Source organism: Polyangium spumosum (genome assembly GCF_009649845.1).
GTDB lineage: Bacteria > Myxococcota_A > Polyangia > Polyangiales > Polyangiaceae > Polyangium > Polyangium spumosum.
Map to the genome: position 1 here is coordinate 362,102 of NZ_WJIE01000006.1, position 15,573 is coordinate 377,674.

The 15,573-nt window shown below is 70.4% G+C and carries 14 protein-coding genes and 1 tRNA gene; 5 read left to right on the top strand and 10 right to left on the bottom strand.

Annotated elements, in window-relative coordinates:
* Positions 1-32 precede the first annotated feature (32 nt).
* From GF068_RS22475 to GF068_RS22490, 4 genes are all read right to left on the bottom strand, one after another.
* The gene (locus GF068_RS22475) at positions 33-1,913 is read right to left on the bottom strand and encodes a HEAT repeat domain-containing protein (protein WP_153821486.1); all 1,881 of its coding nucleotides are present in this window, start codon (positions 1,911-1,913) and stop codon (positions 33-35) included.
* 18 nt (positions 1,914-1,931) lie between these two features.
* Positions 1,932-3,440, bottom strand: a complete 1,509-nt coding sequence (locus tag GF068_RS22480) for an SWIM zinc finger family protein (RefSeq protein WP_170319616.1) — start codon at positions 3,438-3,440, stop codon at positions 1,932-1,934.
* Between the two features lie 106 nt (positions 3,441-3,546).
* Positions 3,547-4,050, bottom strand: a complete 504-nt coding sequence (locus GF068_RS22485) for a deoxycytidylate deaminase (RefSeq protein WP_153821488.1) — start codon at positions 4,048-4,050, stop codon at positions 3,547-3,549.
* A gap of 118 nt (positions 4,051-4,168) precedes the next feature.
* Complete coding sequence (locus GF068_RS22490; protein ID WP_240807200.1) at positions 4,169-5,293, bottom strand: right-handed parallel beta-helix repeat-containing protein; 1,125 nt, start codon at positions 5,291-5,293, stop codon at positions 4,169-4,171.
* A gap of 196 nt (positions 5,294-5,489) precedes the next feature.
* Between GF068_RS22490 and GF068_RS45285 the strand changes: the two genes are divergently transcribed.
* From GF068_RS45285 to GF068_RS22505, 3 genes are all read left to right on the top strand, one after another.
* The gene (locus tag GF068_RS45285) at positions 5,490-6,434 is read left to right on the top strand and encodes an ATP-binding response regulator (RefSeq protein ID WP_240807202.1); all 945 of its coding nucleotides are present in this window, start codon (positions 5,490-5,492) and stop codon (positions 6,432-6,434) included.
* A 67-nt stretch (positions 6,435-6,501) separates the two neighbouring features.
* Positions 6,502-7,077 carry a hypothetical protein gene (locus GF068_RS22500; RefSeq protein ID WP_153821491.1) on the top strand — a complete coding sequence of 192 codons (576 nt, stop codon included), beginning with the start codon at positions 6,502-6,504 and terminating at the stop codon, positions 7,075-7,077.
* A gap of 16 nt (positions 7,078-7,093) precedes the next feature.
* The gene (locus tag GF068_RS22505) at positions 7,094-7,513 is read left to right on the top strand and encodes an NUDIX domain-containing protein (protein WP_153821492.1); all 420 of its coding nucleotides are present in this window, start codon (positions 7,094-7,096) and stop codon (positions 7,511-7,513) included.
* Positions 7,514-7,538: 25 nt separating this feature from the next.
* Here GF068_RS22505 and GF068_RS22510 read toward each other — a convergent pair whose 3' ends face one another.
* The 3 genes from GF068_RS22510 to GF068_RS22520 form a co-directional block, all read right to left on the bottom strand.
* The gene (locus tag GF068_RS22510; RefSeq protein WP_153821493.1) at positions 7,539-8,210 is read right to left on the bottom strand and encodes a hypothetical protein; all 672 of its coding nucleotides are present in this window, start codon (positions 8,208-8,210) and stop codon (positions 7,539-7,541) included.
* Positions 8,211-8,585: 375 nt separating this feature from the next.
* Positions 8,586-9,605 carry a thrombospondin type 3 repeat-containing protein gene (locus tag GF068_RS22515; protein ID WP_240807204.1) on the bottom strand — a complete coding sequence of 340 codons (1,020 nt, stop codon included), beginning with the start codon at positions 9,603-9,605 and terminating at the stop codon, positions 8,586-8,588.
* 376 nt (positions 9,606-9,981) lie between these two features.
* Positions 9,982-11,334 (bottom strand): NAD(P)/FAD-dependent oxidoreductase, encoded by a 1,353-nt coding sequence (locus GF068_RS22520; protein WP_153821495.1) that lies wholly within the window; start codon positions 11,332-11,334, stop codon positions 9,982-9,984.
* Positions 11,335-11,537: 203 nt separating this feature from the next.
* Here GF068_RS22520 and GF068_RS22525 point away from each other — a divergent pair, with 203 nt between their 5' ends.
* Positions 11,538-11,921 (top strand): helix-turn-helix transcriptional regulator, encoded by a 384-nt coding sequence (locus GF068_RS22525; RefSeq protein ID WP_153821496.1) that lies wholly within the window; start codon positions 11,538-11,540, stop codon positions 11,919-11,921.
* A 164-nt stretch (positions 11,922-12,085) separates the two neighbouring features.
* Positions 12,086-12,175: transfer RNA gene (locus GF068_RS22530), tRNA-Ser, on the top strand.
* A gap of 36 nt (positions 12,176-12,211) precedes the next feature.
* On the opposite strand, the gene GF068_RS22535 is transcribed toward GF068_RS22530, so the two are convergent.
* The 3 genes from GF068_RS22535 to GF068_RS22545 are packed head-to-tail and all read right to left on the bottom strand — an operon-like array spanning position 12,212 to position 15,572.
* Positions 12,212-14,314 carry an ATP-binding protein gene (locus GF068_RS22535; protein ID WP_153821497.1) on the bottom strand — a complete coding sequence of 701 codons (2,103 nt, stop codon included), beginning with the start codon at positions 14,312-14,314 and terminating at the stop codon, positions 12,212-12,214.
* Positions 14,311-15,135, bottom strand: a complete 825-nt coding sequence (locus GF068_RS22540; protein WP_153821498.1) for a methyl-accepting chemotaxis protein — start codon at positions 15,133-15,135, stop codon at positions 14,311-14,313. The genes GF068_RS22535 and GF068_RS22540 overlap by 4 nt, the downstream gene beginning before the upstream one ends.
* On the bottom strand, positions 15,132-15,572 hold the full coding sequence (locus GF068_RS22545; protein WP_153821499.1) for a chemotaxis protein CheW: 441 nt from the start codon (positions 15,570-15,572) through the stop codon (positions 15,132-15,134). The genes GF068_RS22540 and GF068_RS22545 overlap by 4 nt, the downstream gene beginning before the upstream one ends.
* Position 15,573: the final 1 nt, after the last annotated feature.

A 15,573-nucleotide genomic window follows, 5' to 3' on the forward strand; every position in this document is an offset into this window, starting at 1 on the left:
TGCGCTCGATTGGATGCTATGGGTTTGTCGGGTCAAGCGCTCGCGGGCGCCGCGGCGCGGTTCCTCTCGAGGAAGCGCAGGCACTCCTCGAAGGGCGCCATCTCGGCGCGCGAAAGGCGCTTTCTCTTCTGCTTCGCGTCGAGCCAGCTCCGGAGCATCGGGGCCAGGGCCGGATCGTCGTACACGGTCATGACGTTGCAGGCGCGGCCATACTCGTAGCCGCCGCGCAAGGGCTCGAGCAGCCGGATGAACGCGTGCAGGATGCGCGGATCTCGCTGCTTGCCGAGGTAATCGAAGAGGAGCGTGATGTCATCACTCGACAAACCCTCCTCGCGCGACAGGGCGAGCGCGTCGCCGAGCGTCTTCGGCGAGCCCGCGCGCGAGAGGATCTGGAGCGCGCTCCCCCGCAGGCCGGCATGGGCGAGCATGGCGACCGCGAGGTCCACCCAGCGCTCGTCCTCGCGGATCGCCGTGATCGCCTCGGCCGACGCCACGCCGGTCGGCGCGCCGTCGTCCACGTCCTCGACGTCCGTGAAGCAATTTCCAATGCGTGAGAGGATACGCCCGGCGAGGTCCACGCCGTTTTTCTGCGCGAGCGCCGCAGGCTCGAAGAATCGCGCGAGGCGGTCGTGCGCCCTCGCTGGGTCGAGCGCGATGACGCCGCCGATGAATTCTTCTTTCGTGGTGTCGGGCGCGTCCTGGAGCGACGGCACGAGCTCCTCCCACGCGCAGGGATATCCGACCCGCAGGAGCGCGCGCGCCGCGGCGTCGCGCACCTCCTTGACCTTGTGCTGGCGGAACGCCTCGAGCACGAGGTTCACGCCCTCCTCCGTGCCCCGCGCCGTGAGGAGGTCGACGAGATCGACGAGGTATTCGATCTTGTCGCCATGCGCCTTCTGGGCCTTCGCGGCTGCGTCCTTCTCCTCTTTCGTCGTGGTCTTCTTGATCCGGAAATGGCCGAGGTCGCGGAGCTCGGGCGAAAAGAGCGCGACGATACGCTCGTCCGCGCGCGGGTGCTCGCTCGCGGCGAGCGAGGTCTCGGCCGCCGAGCGCATCTCCGCCGTGCCCCCGAAGGCGCGGAGGAGCACCTCGAGCGCCGCGTCGCTCGGGGCCCCGGCGAGCGCGTGGATGGCCGCGACGCGCACCTCCTTCGAGCGATCCTTCTCCGCCAGCACGGCGGCGATGGGCTCGGCGGCGAGGGGGTCGATCCGGCCGAGCTCGGCAATGGCGGTGGCGCGGATCTCCGCGCCGCCCTTTTCGAGGGCCTCGCGGAGCAGGTCGATCGCCTTCGGGCCCTCGATCTTCGCGACGGCCCGGAGCAGCCGTACGTCGAGCGCGCGGCCTTTTTCGAGGTCGAGGTGCCTGAGCAGGCTCGGCACGATCGCCTCGCCGAGCGCCGGCACGAGGTATTGCACGACGACCTCCGCGATGGCGCCGTCGGAGAGCGCGGGAATGACGAGCGGCAAGATGCGCAGGTCGCGCGCCGCGCCGCGGTCGGACATGGCGTAATCGCGGATGATGCGCGACCGCTGCCGCGCGTCCGGGGCGTTCGTCAGGGCGCCGACGAGGGTGTTGAGCTCGGTCGGCGTGAGCGGCGTGCCGATCTTGCGCGCGGGCGGGAGCGAGAGCATTTCGCCGTTCGCCCCCGGCAGGGCCGGCGTCGCCTGCGCGCCGCGCACCTGCGCCATGAGCGAGGCGAGCGCGAGGAGCTCGGCCGCCGCGGCCTTCCCCGTGGCCTTCTGGAGTTTGTCGATCTGCTCGACCACCTTGCCCAGCGCGGGCGCGCGCGCGGCCAGCGGCGCGAGCGTGTCCCTCGCGCCCTCGAGGCTCGGGTCTGTCCGGGCAATCTGCGCGCCGGCGAAGAGCCAACGGTCGACGTCACGGTCGAGCTGCTTCAGGGTATCCTTGGCCATCGTCGTGCTCCTCTTTGATCAGGCCCGGAGGCGCAAATGCTCGTCGCCGACGAAGAGCGCGAGCGGGTCGCCGTAGATGGCGCGGGAAAGGAGATCGTAATGGAGGCGGACGGCGAGCGTCCCCGGCCCGAACGCCGCGGCCGCGTGGCGGAGGGCGTCCGTGCTCGGGAGCCTGCCGTCGTTCATGTTGCGAAGGACGAGCCGCACGCCCGCCTCGTCCTCGAGGACGAGCTCGCCCCCGACGTCGCCGAACCGCTTCGCCGCGACCAGAAACACGGCGTCGAGCGGGTGGAGCGGGTTCTTGAGCTGATTGCGCATGGCTCGTATTACGGGGTCGAGCGGCTTTCCGTGGCGGTGCACGGCCTCGTAATCGGCCCGCTCGCGCGGCCGCTCGCGGCAGGCGCCCTCGACCTTTTCGTCCCAGCGGACGCGGCGGTTCTCGACGTCGCCCGGATACAGCGCGGCCTCGGCGATCTCGAGCGTGCCCATGCGCGAGGCGCGCAGCTTCGTGAAGGGCAGGGTGTGGAACGGGAGCGAGGTCACCTCGCAGACGACCGAGCCGTCGTCGAGGTCGAGCAAGAAGCCGATCGCCGTGGCGAACTGGGTGATCTCGTCGTCCGAGCGCTCGTGCGCGAGCTCGAGGTACCTGCGATTCTTGACCCAGTAGCCGGCCTCCCGGAGCTCGGGCAATCGCCAGGCTTTGCCGAGGATCGATTCGAGCTGGGCGTCGGCCTCGCTCCGGGTCGTGCCCTCCTCGACGAACTTGCCCTCGAGGGCCTTTTTCCCGCGGCGAACGGTGGTGTAGAGCTGCGTGAGCGTGAAGGCGATACGCGCCTCCTGCGCCTCGCCGAGGCCCCGCGCCACCTCCCGCACGCCGGGCGCCTCGTCGTCGTCCTCGTCGCCGAGCCATTCGCCGGACACGTATGCCGCGAGGCGCGTGAGCACGGCGGACGTGCGCTTCATGTCGGCGTCGGCCATGCGTTTGGCCTGGTGCTCGATCGCCTCGATGCTCTTTCCGGAGAGGCCGCCGAGGCCGCCCGAGGCGAGGTCGACGAGGAAGGTCTCCAGGGTATCGAGGGCGTCGCTCTGCTCCTTGGCCTTTTTGGCGAGCGCGGTCTTGTTGACGCTCCGGGGGGCCGCCGCCGCGGCCGGGGCCGGCTTCTTTTCGGCGGCCTTCTGGGCCTGCTTTTCGCGCTTCTGGAGGAGGTCCTTCGGCGGCTCCTCGACGGGGAAGAGCGCGCCTTTTTGCGCGAAGGCGAGCAGGAGCGCGAGCCCGTGCTTGCAAGGGAAGAGGCGCGAAGGGCACGAGCATCGGACGGTGGGTTTGTCCGCTCCGGTCGCGAGGTCCATGGAGACCGCATAAGGCGTGCTCCCAGACCCTTCGCAGTGGCCGAAGGCGAGGGTTCCATCGTCGCTCCTGGCGAGCTTCCTGAGCGCGCCTCTCCGCAAGAGCGCCTTCGCGTCGAGGAGCACCTTCTCGTTCGGCGCCCACTCGGCGATCGATTGCTCGGTGACGACCACAGCCATGCATCGGACCGTACCAGAAGGACCGAGGCAGGGGGAGGGGGAGTTTGGAGAGGTATGACAGGAAAAGTCCGGGCCTGGACGAACGGGCCCAGCGCGCCGCCGCCCGTCAAGCGGGCCCGCCCTCGTCCTCGGCCACGCCCGGGAGGCGCGGGTCCTTCGGCCCCTCCGTCGTTTCCACGACGATTCCATGCCGGGTCAAATACTCCACGCCGTTCTCGCCCGCATACCCCTCGGCGACCACGATCACCTTCGTGATGCCCGCGTGATGGATGAGCTTGGCGCAGAGGATACACGGCTCGCCCGTGACGATGATCCACGCGCCGTGCGTGGCCACGCCGCTCGCGGCGGCGTTGCAGACGACGTTCATCTCGGCGTGGTGGCAGCCGATCTCCATGCGTTGTCCGCTCGGGATCTGCATGGCGTCGCGCAGGCACTGGTCGCCGCCGCAGAGGTCGCCGCCGCCGCGCGGGCCGCCGTTGTAGCCGTCCATCAGGATGACGTTGCGGTCGGGGTCGAGCAGGAGGGCGCCGAACTTGCGGCGCGGGCAGTTCGAGGCCTTGGCGAGGGCCAGGCATTGCTCGATCCGGATCCGCAGGTGTTTTGCTTTCATGAGGGACGTCCCCGGCAGGGGTTTTACCCGGCCCGCCCGGTCGACGCAAGGACGATCCCCGCAGGCGACCGGGCGGGCCAGGCGCGGGTTCGTCAAGAAGAACCCGGCGCGGGGCGCCTCAATTCGTGCACGCGACGTTCGAGAGCATGCCCGTGCCCGTGATCGTGTTGTCGCATTTCACGACCGTGCCCGTCGTGCCGGGGCCGACGTTGATGCCGAGGTTCGGGTTGTCGATGCCATTGGCCGTGTTCTTCTCGAACACGTTGTCGTCGCCCCAGCCCATCGTCGCCTGGCGGACGACGAAGCCGTCCTTCGGGCTCTTGTCGCCGACGTTCTCGGCGAAGAGGTACTTGCTGCCGGTCACGGCGACCCACGAGTCCTCGGAGCCGTCCGGCGTGAGGCCCTCGCCATTGAAGGTGTTTCCGCGGACCTCGCCGCCCTGCGTGCCCTCCTTCAAGTCGATGTGCTCGGTCTTGATCCCGGGGCCGAACTTGTTCCAGAGGATCTTCGTGCCGTCGCACGCGTCGGGCGTCATGGGATCGGGCCAGGCGCTGTCGTCGCTGCCCACGTAAATGCCCTCCGCCGAGTCCGGCACGGCGAGGCCCGTGTTCGTGACCTCGCAATATTCGATCCTGTTGCGGCTGGCGCCATTGCGGAGCTGAATGGCCATCTCGCCGACGTCGTGCACGAAGAGGTTCGAGAGGACGTTGTCGCTCGAGCCGTCGACGTAGATGCCCTTGCGGCCGCCCGTGATCGTGATGCCCGAGACGACCCAGAAGTCGACCTGGAGCAGACGCAGGCCGGTGTTCGAGGGCGTGGCGCTCGCGTCGAGGATGGCCTCGCGCGGGCCGCAGAGGACGATGGGTTTGTCCGCGGTGCCGTCGATCGTGAGGTCGAACGTATCGGCGTAGGTGCCCGGCGCGAGGCGGATGAGCTGGCCGGGCGCGGCCTTGCCGAGGGCGTCATTCAAGGTCGCCGCGTCGGTGACGTTCACCTCGCTGTCGTGCGGCCAGTCGCAAGGATCGGCCGGCGGGCCGCCCACGCCGCCCTCGCCGCCCAGCCCGCCGGATCCCCCCGCGCCGCCCGCGCCCCCCGCTGCGCCCGATCCACCCGCGCCACTCGAGCCGCCGCCACACGCGGAAATGACGGGGAGCGCGAGCAAGAGAGCGGTCAAGGAGACGACGGCCGAACCAGAAAAGAACGAACGGAGGAGGGAGGAAGCACGCGAGTTTCTTACGATCATGAAGGTTCTCCAGCGAAGAGCTTACCCGGAGGCGCGGCGGGCGGGAACCACTTTGCAGTCGCTGCAGGGCCAGGCTCGATCGGGAGCGCGCCGCGGCCTCGGGCTCGCCTTCTGCCGCCTGGCGGTGGGGCGCATGGCGGATCGATCTGGATCGATCCTTCCCCGCAAGGCACCGTTTTCTGCTTCAAGTTGCCTCATGGATGTTGATGCACTCCTCGTCCGCGCGCTCCGCCAGAGCGCCGTTCTGCTCATCACCGACGAGCGCGGGGTGGTGATCCACGCGAGCGAACGCTCGGCGGCGCTCCTCGGCGCGTCGCTCGTGGGGCAGGGGCTCGAGGCGCTCTTCGCCGACGAAGGCGGCGTGATGGCCGACCTCTGGCCCACGCTGCGCGCAGGAGAGACGTGGACGGGCGCCTTCACGCGCAAGGACGAACGCGCAGGCGTGCGATGGCTCCGCGGCGTGGTGTACCCCGTGCGCGACGAGGCGGGCGAGCTCAGGTTCGTCGCGACCGCGACGCCGATCGCGGGGCCCGAGGCCGACGCGGCGAACAAGGCGAAGAGCGAGCTCGTGTCGTCGCTGAGCCACGAGCTGCGCACGCCGCTGAACGCGATGCTCGGCTTCGCGCAGCTCCTCGGGCGCGACAAGAGCCCGCCGCTCACGGCGAAGCAACGAGGGTTCCTGGACCACGTGCTGCGCGGCGGCGAGCAGCTCCTCCAGATGATCGACGAGGCGCTCGGCCCCGCGCGGTGCGCGCCGATCGAAGCGCGCAAGCACCGAGCGCTCTACATCGAGGACAACCCCGCGAACGTCGCGCTCGTGCAGGAGCTCATCGCGACACTCGAGACGTTCGAGCTCCTGACGGCGCCGACGGCCGAGATAGGGATCGAGCTCGCGCGCGCGGAGCAGCCGGACATCATCATGCTCGACCTCAACCTGCCGGGGATGAGCGGGTTCGAGGCGATCGAGCACCTCCACGCTTCACCCGAGACCCGCGACATCCCGGTGATCGCGCTCAGCGCCTCGGTGATGGAGCGCGACGTTCGGCGCGCCGAGCAGGCAGGTTTTTCTCGGTACCTGAAGAAGCCCGTGAAGATCGTGGAGCTCTGCGAGGCGCTCGAGGAGCTCGTGGCGAAGGCGTGATCGATACGAGGAGGCGCATTCTCATGGCCCCGATCACGGCGCGGGCTGGTAGGCTCCGGGCGCACTCATGAAGCGAAGATTTCCCGCGATCGTGCTGGCCCTCGTGCTCCCTTCCCTCTCTGCCTGCGGTGGCGAGAGCGCCTCGTCGCCGCCCCCGGAGCTCTTGCCGCCGAGCGGCGCCGCGGAGCCCGAGGGCCCGGCCGCGCCGCCCCCGCCGCCCGAGGACGATCACGGGCCGGAGCCGAGCGCGGCGCCTGCGCCGAGCGAAGAGACCCCCGAAGCGCCGCCGGCAGGGAAGAGCGCGGCGGCGTCCGACGTGCCGGGAGCGAACCTGTCGATCGGGCAACTCGAAGCGGACGGGCTCGTGGCGAAGGACATCCAGTGCAAGACCGAAGGCGGCGGAATGGCGCTGCTCGGGGCGGTGCTGGTGACGGCGTGGATGTCGCCGCAAAAGCGGGCGCTCGACGCGTGCGCGCCCGCCGGCACGGAGACACGCGTGGCGTGGAAGGCGCGGGGCGGGAAGGTGACCGAAGTGCAGGTGACGGGCAGCCCGAAGGTCGAGGCGTGCGTCGAGCGGGCGCTCTCCGCGGGAAGACCCGCGCTCGAAGGGCATTGCGCAGCGACGATCGTGCACGGAAAATGACGAGGAGGACGACGAGATGATTCGCCGCGCATTTTCCGTCGCCGTGTATCCACGTCACGAGGGTCGGGTGCTCTTGATTCGTCACCGGCGCCTCGGCTTATGGCTGCCGCCGGGCGGGGAGATGCTGCCGGACGAGACGCCGCTCGAGGCGGCCGCGCGCGAGCTCCGCGAGGAGACGGGGCTCGTCGGCCGGTTTCCGGTGGTGAGCGACGTCGACGGCACGCCGCCGGGGTTCATCGGGTACGAGGAGCACCCGGCGGGGAGCAAGGGGATTCACCTGAATTTCGTGTTCGTCGCCGACGTGGACACCGACGAGGTGCACCCGAACGACGAATTCGAGGAGTGGCGCTGGGTGGCGCATTTCGACGACGTCGGCGGGCCGCCGAACGTGGCGCAGCTCGGGAGGATCGCGCTCGCGGCGCGCCCGCGCGGGTGAACGGGCGCGGCGAGCGGGGATCAGGTCACGGGTCTTCCCCCATCTCGAGCCATTTCTCCATGATGCCCTTGGGGCAGCCGTGCTTGTCGAGGCCCTGGCCGAGGCCGAGCGCCTCGATGATCTGAGCGCAGTTGCACCCTCGCGTCTCCTCGAGACTGTACGAGCCGCCCGGCCCCTTTCCCTTTCCCACGCTGATCGTATCCCACACGAGCTCGATCGTCCCGTTCTTCTGCGTCTTCTCCACGACGAACCAGTGGTTCGGGACGGGGCTCTCGATCTCGTCGGGGCCCGTATCTTCGCACTCGTCTTCGCCGGTGTTCTCGCAGAGCGAGTCGTTGTCGGCGTCCACGCAGGGAGGGGGCCCGGGGACGGGTTTGGGCCCGGGATTGGGATGGGGACCCGGAGTGGGATCAGGAATGGGATCGGGATCGGGATCGGGCATGGGTTCGGGCTCGAAATCACAAGCGTCGCCGATGCCGTCGTTGTCCTTGTCCTGCTGGCCGGGGTTGAACGTATCCACGCAGTTGTCGATGCTGTCGCAAAGACCGTCGTCGTCGAGGTCGCCGCACGCGACGATGACCCGACCCTCGGCGATGCCCACGTTCTCGCCTTCACGGGTCGAGGATTCCATGCAGCCGGCGGCGGCGAGCGTGGCGAGGAATGCGGTCGCGTAGCGGAAGCCATTGATTCGTTTCATCTGAGCCCACCCCTTCATCGTGCGAAGACGGCGATACACGTCGTCACCGCGAAATCATTCGTCGATGCCCATGCGCTGTTCACCCCGGTCCACAGGGCCGGAACGCGCGACAGAGGTGCGGTGAAGGCAGAGCATACTCCGCGCACTTCGTCCCCCACACGAGGGTCCGCACACGGGGAAGCACCGCGCCGCTGTCGAATTCGTGCCGCACTATTCACCACGGAGCGGCGGTGATCAAGGAGAAATCGGGAGGTCGCGGCGGGGAGGGAAGGCCCTTTCCCATTACCAATTCGATTGTCTGGAGGATCGGGAAGAGCGCCCGCGGGAGGGAGCGGGCGAGCGGTAAGCCAGGTGGGCAGCCGGGCGCGCCGAGCCTTACGGGGCCTTGTTCACCTGGGAAATCCAGTATTCCATGGTGGTGATGCTGCAGCCGTGGTTGATCATGCCCTGGCCGAGGCCGAGCGCTTCGATGATCTGCTCGCAGGAGCAGCCGCGGGTGTCCTGGAGCGTGTAAATGCGCGGCGCCGGCTGGCCCTTCATGCCGCCCGTGTCGAAGACGTCGTCGCCATCGACGAGGGCGTAGCGGTTGTACCAGAGCGTGACGGCAGGCACGTACAGCTCCGGGACGTGCGTGTACTTGCAGACGTCGTCCTGGTCGCAGATGGAATCGAGGTCCCGGTCGATGCAATCACACGGATCGCCGTACCCGTCGCCGTCGCCGTCGATCTGGCCCGCGTTCGGGTGCTCCGGGCAATTGTCGTCGATATCGCAGACGCCATCGTCGTCCAGGTCCGCGCAAGGAGGCGGGGGCGGCGGGACCGGAGGCGGGGGCGGCGGTGGCGGGGGCGTCGTCGTCGAGGCCGTGTCACAAGCGTCGCCGAGGCCGTCGCCGTCGGTGTCCGTCTGGTCCGCGTTTCCCCAGTGGGGGCAGTTATCGTCGGCGTCGCAGATCTTGTCGCCGTCGATATCGTCACAGTTCGAGTCGCAGGCGTCGCCGAGGCCGTCGCCGTCGGTGTCCTTCTGGTCCCAGTTCCCCCAGTGGGGGCAGTTGTCGTCGAGGTCGCAGACCTCGTCGCCGTCGATGTCGGGGCACTCGTCGGCGTCGCAGATGCCGTTCGAATCGGCGTCGGGGCATGCCCAATCACAGGCGTCGCCGAGGCCGTCGCCGTCGGTGTCCTTCTGGTCCGGATTCTCGTGATCCGGGCAATTGTCGCCGATGTCGCAGATTCCATCGAGGTCGCGGTCGGGGCAGGTCGGCGGCGGCAGCGTCGGCGGCGCAATCAAGTGATCCTGGGACGTCTCCACGTCGTCGTGGCTCCCGAGATCCACGCAACCGGCGAGGATCATCGCCGCGAAAAACCCTGTCGCGTAATTGAAGCCAGTTTTTCGAATCATGGAAACCATACCTCGCTTCCGTGGGACGATGGCCATGGGCGGGACGGAGCCGCGCCGTGCGTGACGGCACGCTCCCTTGCACGAGCGCTTCGGGACGCCGAGACCGAGCGGCTCGCATCGGCGGAGGTTCGGCGCAATCGTACGCGGATTCCCCGCGCGTACGCGCGTCCGTGACGGTCCGGGCCGCCGAGCCCGCGTCAATTCATATCCATACTATCTAGCCCGAGAAGCTCGTCTTTCAAGCCGATTCCGCGGTCAGCAAGGCCGCGTCATTGCGGCGAATATCCAGGCGACGAGGAGACCTGGAGACCCGGCCTTGCGCGAATAGGCCGGATGGGGCGAGCCACGTCTCCGAGGAGCGCCCCGGACGTCGCCGTCAGGGCGCCCTTTCGGCGCTCTCTGCCTCCACGGAGGGGCGCAAAGACGGCACGGGCCCGTCGGGCGCGGCGGCGAGGAGGAGCCCGGGCTCGACGCCGGTATGCGTGGTGATGAGCCGCGCGCCGCGCTTCCACGTGAAGTATTGCCAGATCCAGTTGAACATGACGAGGAATCGGTTCTTGAAGCCGATCAAGAAGAAGACGTGGACGGCCATCCACGCGAGCCAGGCGACGAAACCCGCGAGCTCGAGCTTGCCCATCATCGCAATGGCGCGCTTGCGGCCGACCGTGGCCATCGCGCCCTTGTCGAGGTACACGAAGGGCTGGCGTGGCTTGCCCCGGATCTCGTCGCGAACGACGCGCGCGACGTACTGGCCCTGCTGGATGGCCGCAGGGCAGAGGCCCGGGACCTCGACGCCATTCTTGTCACGACAGGCGGCCATGTCGCCAATGGCGAAGACCTCGGGGTGGCCGGGGAGGGAGCAATCGGAGGAGACCTTGACCCGGCCGCCCCGGTCGAGCTCGACGCCGAGCGCCTTCGAGAGCTTCGTGCCGCGGACGCCCGCGGCCCACACGACGGTCGCCGCGTCGATGCGCTCGCCGTCGCCGAACGCGATACCATCGTCGTCGATCCGCGCGACGGGCCGGCCCTTCTCCACGGCGACGCCGAGCGAGGCGAGCTGGGCCTCGGCGCGATGGGCGAGGTCCTCGGGGAACGCCGCGAGGATCCGGGGCCCGGCCTCGACGAGGACGACGCGCGCCTGGGAAGGGTCGATGGCGCGGAAATCCTTGGAGAGGACGTGCGTGGCGAGCTCGGAGAAGGCGCCGGCCATCTCGACGCCCGTGGGGCCGCCGCCGATGACGACGAACGTGAGCAATCGCCTGCGCGCCTCGGGGTCGGTCGTGCGCTCGGCGCTTTCGAAGGCGAGGAGCATTCGCTCACGAATGCGGAGCGCCTCGTCGAGCGTCTTCAAGCCGAGCGCGTGGGTGGCCCACTCGTCGTGGCCAAAAAAATTGTGCGTCGCCCCGACGGCGAGGACGAGGTAATCGTACCGGAGCTCGCCCTTGTCGAGCAAAAGCCGTTTTCCAGGGAGGTCGACGCCCTTCGCCTCCGCGAGCAAGACCCGGACGTTCCGCTGGCGCGAGAAGACCGAGCGGATGGGGACCGCGATGTCGGCCGGCGAGAGGCCCGCGGTCGCGACCTGGTAGAGCAAGGGCTGGAAGAGGTGATGGTTGGTCCGATCGACGAGCGTGACCCGCACGGGCGCGCCCGCGAGCGACATGGCGGCGTTGAGCCCGCCGAATCCACCACCGACGATCACCACATGCGGCACGTCTTTGCGATCGGCCATGCGCCACCTCCCAGGCTGCCCGGAGGAAGTAGACCCCGGGCGCGCCGCGAAACGAAAGTCTTTTCGTATACTCCGTAGGGAAGGGGACACGCGGAGGCGAGGGGCCGCGCGAAGGCGCGGAGGTGATGGGCGGCGTGCGATTCATGACTTAAGATTCTCCCCCACCGGAGCTCCGCGGCCGATCGGGAGGCGACGATCCTGTCATGATCAAGAAAACACGAAAGGAAAGTCGTGTGTCGGGGAGCGCGGTCGGCGCGCGACCGGAGCGGCGCGCGGCGGCGGCCGAAGGGGCGGTGGGCTGGACGTTCCTGACGAACCACGCGCACGTGCTGTTCTGCCTGGCGGAGGACCCGGAGGTGCGGCTGCGGGACGTGGCCGATCGGGTCGGGATCACCGAGCGCGCCGTGCAGCGGATCGTGACGGACCTGGAAGAGGAGGGGTTCGTGTCGCGATCACGCGTGGGGCGGCGGAACCTCTACGAGGTGCACCCGGAGAAGCCGCTGCGGCACCCGATCGAGGCGCACCGCGACGTCAAGGCGCTCCTGTCGCTGATCCTCCGAGGCCGGACGTCGAGGGCCACGCGCTGACCAAAGTGCAGCCCCGCCAGGACGAAACCCGGGAAAACGCGCGCCGGGCCGCGTTTGGGGTTGGCTCGGGAGGAGGAGCCGTGCTACCTCCGTGGCGCTTTGGGCGTGAGTCCAGCGCCATCCGACCGAACGGTCGTGGCCGCAGGGCTCGTCGTCTGGAGGCTGGAGAGATGGCCGAGTGGCTTAAGGCACACGCTTGCTAAGCGTGCGATCGGGAAACTGATCCGAGGGTTCGAATCCCTCTCTCTCCGCCAGCAGGAACACGAAGCAGCCGCAGGGACGAGGACGCATCAGGGGACGCGTCGCCCCTGCACCAGGTAGACGAGCTCGGCGAGGGCGTGCACGTCGAGGCAGAGGCGTACGGCGTCTCCACGCACGATCGCCCCGTTGTACGGGCCCGCGAGCGCGACGAGCGGCGGCGCCGCATGCAGCGAGACCTCCTCGATCTCGCCGACGGACGTGACCGAGACGAAGAAGGAAGGCTCGTCCTCGCGGCCCGGATCGAGCTCGAGCAGGAACGTGGGGCCATCCACGTCGCCGAGCGCCTCGCCCGTCTCGAGCGCGCCGAGCCCACGCACGCACGCGGCGAGAGGGAAGGCGAGGGTGTTCGAGAGGTCGGCCCCAAAGGCGACGCGTCGAACGAGCCGCGCAGGGATCGCATACACGGCCTCGCCCGCGCGGACCCAGAGGACACGCACGAGGCCACGCTCGAGCGGGACGTCGAGGGTGGCCGTGAGGCCCTCGGAAGGACGGCTGGCGAGGCGCACGGTGCCGCCGAGGCGCCGCACGGACTCACGCACGAGGCCAAGGCCGAGGCCCCGGCCCGCGAGGAGGTCGACGTTCTCGCGCAAGGAGAAGCCCGGGACGAAGAGGAGGGCGAGCAGGGCCTTCTGGTCGGCCGTGACCGCGCGGGCAGGAGCAATGGCGCCACGCGAGACGGCTCGCGAGCGCACGCGCTCGCCATCGACGCCGGCGCCGTCGTCACGCACGACGATACGAAGCGAGGCGCCGCGCTGCTCGGCGGAGATCTCGACACGACCCGCGAGAGGTTTGCCGAGGTACGCGCGCGTGGTCTCGGGCTCGATGCCATGGACGATGGCGTTCTGGACGAGCTGGAGGAGGGGATCGAAGAGGCCCTCGGCGACGCGGCGATCGATGAGGGTCTCGCCGCCACGCGCGAGGATGCGGACGTCACGCCCGAGCCTGCGCGCCTGGGCGCTCGCCGCAGAGACGACCCGATCGAAGAGGGTGGAGACGGTGGTGGTGCGCATGAGCGCGATGTCGGCATGCGCAGAGGCCGCCTCGAAGCGCGAGAGCTCGGCGGCGCCGAGCAGCGTGGCAGCCTCGGCTTCGAGGGCATCCGAGAGGGCCGCGACAGCCGCGGTGGCCTTGCGGAGGCGCGAGGCGCGGAGGGGGACGGCGTCGTGCAAGGAGCGCGTCTCGGCGAGGGCGCTGCGGACGCGCCGCGCGCGGGTGGCGAGGACGCCGAGCTCACGGCCCGCCGCCGCGATCGCAGACTCGGCGCGCTCGAGGGAGCGGACACGATCGAGGAGGCGATCGAGGGCGGCGGTGGAGACACGGAGGGTCTCGCCGGAGCGGCGATCCGCGCGCGGATCGAGCGAGGGCTCGGGGGCGCTGTGCGGCGGCGGTTCGGGGGCGCCGAAGGAGGGCGGAGGCAACGAGCTCGAGCGAGCGCCGCGGTCGAAGGCGCCAAAGGAGGGAGGAGGCAACGAGCTCGTACGTGCGCTCTGGGCGAGGCGGCGGAGGACCTCGACGGCACGATCGGGCGCGGCGACGAGCTCGCCGAGCAGGCCGCGCCAGCGCGCGATCTCGGCGATGGCGCGGCGAGCCTCGACGTCGCTGCGGCTCGCGTCGCGCGCGCGATCCTCGAGGCCATGGCAGAACCACGCGGTGGCGTCGTCGCCCGCCGCGAGCGCGGCGGCCTTCATGGCGTGCACCTCGCGGAAGATGCCGGCGATGGCCCGCGCCTCGGGCAGCTCGCCCTCGAGCAGCTCGTCGACCCGCGCGAGGCGATCGGTCATCTCGGCGGCATAACGCGCGCGTTTGTCGGATGGAACCGGCCGGCCGCGCAGGTCCCATGGAGGCTCGGGCCAGGCAGGCGCCGGGATCGAGCGGCCCGCGGCGAGGGCCTCGCCCGCGATGGAGACGACGCCGCGCGCGTCGGCGAGGGCCGTCGCGTCCCCGTCGACGAGGCGCCGCTCGATCCGCGCGAGGGATTCGAAGAGGGCGCGCTCGCCGGCGATGCCCGCCGAGCCTTTCAGCGCGTGGATCGCGCGGCGCTGCGCGTCTTCGCTCGCGTCCTCGGCGAGCGCGGCGGCGTGGCGGTGGATCTCCTCGAGGAGAAGGCGGCCGATCTCGGGATCCGCCGTCACGGCGAGGCCCCACCGTCGTCGCCCTCGGGCGATCCGGGCGAGGCTTCGGCGCTCGGTCCTTCCTCCCCGAGCTCGCCGAGCAGGCGCGAGAGAGGCGCGAGCACGGGGCGGAGCGCGCCGAGCAGGAGCGGGCGCGCAGGGGCGGCGGCGCGGAGCGTGGAGAGCGCGGAGAGCAGGCCCTTGGCGTGTTCGGCCGCGAGCGCGACGGCCCGCGCGACCTCGGGATCGATGCCCGTGGCGCGGCGCAGGTGCCGCTCGACGTCGGCGAGCGCGAGGCCCGCGCGACCGGCCGCGTCACCGAGCGCGCGCGCAGACCCACCCGTCTCGTCGGCGGCCCTGAGGACACTCGTGAGCTCGCCGCGCAGCAGGCTCGTCTCGGCCGCCATCTCCTCGACGACCATGACGAGGTCGCGCGTGGCGTCGGCCCCGCGCGTCGCGTGCGTGCGGATCTCCTCGGAGAGCAGGAGCAGGGCCTTGCCTTGCGGCTCGGGCGTGCGCGCGCCTTCGAGCCCGGCGTTCAGCGCGACCACGGAGAGGCGCTCGAAGAGGTCGGCGACGCGCGTGGCCGCGAGCGTGAGGCCCTCGGCGTGCGCGGCCATCGCGCCCGCGCGCTCGGAGACGCCTTCGATCGAGGAGCGCTGCCGCTGGACGGCCTCCATGAGCCGCGGCGCGCCCTCGGCCGCCTCGTTGACCGCGCGTTGCGCCTCGCCGTGCGCCGACCAGAGCGCCGTGTCGATGTCGGTCTGCGGCTCGGGCGCGCTCGCGGGCTCGGCCGCGCGCCGGAGCACGTCGATCCACCTTCGCCTGCGCGGCGCGCTCACGACGTCACCTGCGGCGAGCGCAGCACGGCCGTGCGCGCCGTCCAGATCGCCTCCTCGGCCTCGCGACGGAGGGCCGGGACGTCGAGGATCTCCGCTTCCGCCTCGCCCGCGCGCACGACCCCTGCGCGCGCCTCCTCGAAGAGCCCTGACGCCTCGATCGCGCGGCCCACGATGGCCACGGGCTCGCCGCCGAGGTCGCAGACGACGGCCGTCGTGTGTTCGTTCTGCGACGACGGCGAGAGCCCCTCCTCATCGAGGCAGAGGACCGTGACGACCTCGCCGTTCGCGAGCGCGACGCCCGCCGCAGGCGCGCGCAGGCCCTCGACGGGCGTGATCGCGGGCAGCACGAAGACGGAGCGCACGACCTCCGCCGGCACGAGCACGAAGCGGCCGCCCTTCGCGGCCGAGACCCTCACGAGTACGCCCCCGCGTCGCACG

Bases quoted from the DNA above. Each gene is read 5' to 3' on its own strand.
- GF068_RS22515 (WP_240807204.1), bottom strand. From the start codon at position 9,605: ATGATTCGAAAAACTGGCTTCAATTACGCGACAGGGTTTTTCGCGGCG.
- GF068_RS22520 (WP_153821495.1), bottom strand. From the start codon at position 11,334: ATGGCCGATCGCAAAGACGTGCCGCATGTGGTGATCGTCGGTGGTGGA.
- GF068_RS22485 (WP_153821488.1), bottom strand. From the start codon at position 4,050: ATGAAAGCAAAACACCTGCGGATCCGGATCGAGCAATGCCTGGCCCTC.
- GF068_RS22500 (WP_153821491.1), top strand. From the start codon at position 6,502: ATGAAGCGAAGATTTCCCGCGATCGTGCTGGCCCTCGTGCTCCCTTCC.
- GF068_RS22510 (WP_153821493.1), bottom strand. From the start codon at position 8,210: ATGAAACGAATCAATGGCTTCCGCTACGCGACCGCATTCCTCGCCACG.
- GF068_RS22505 (WP_153821492.1), top strand. From the start codon at position 7,094: ATGATTCGCCGCGCATTTTCCGTCGCCGTGTATCCACGTCACGAGGGT.
- GF068_RS22525 (WP_153821496.1), top strand. From the start codon at position 11,538: ATGATCAAGAAAACACGAAAGGAAAGTCGTGTGTCGGGGAGCGCGGTC.
- GF068_RS22475 (WP_153821486.1), bottom strand. From the start codon at position 1,913: ATGGCCAAGGATACCCTGAAGCAGCTCGACCGTGACGTCGACCGTTGG.
- GF068_RS22490 (WP_240807200.1), bottom strand. From the start codon at position 5,293: ATGATCGTAAGAAACTCGCGTGCTTCCTCCCTCCTCCGTTCGTTCTTT.
- GF068_RS22480 (WP_170319616.1), bottom strand. From the start codon at position 3,440: ATGGCTGTGGTCGTCACCGAGCAATCGATCGCCGAGTGGGCGCCGAAC.
- GF068_RS45285 (WP_240807202.1), top strand. From the start codon at position 5,490: ATGGATGTTGATGCACTCCTCGTCCGCGCGCTCCGCCAGAGCGCCGTT.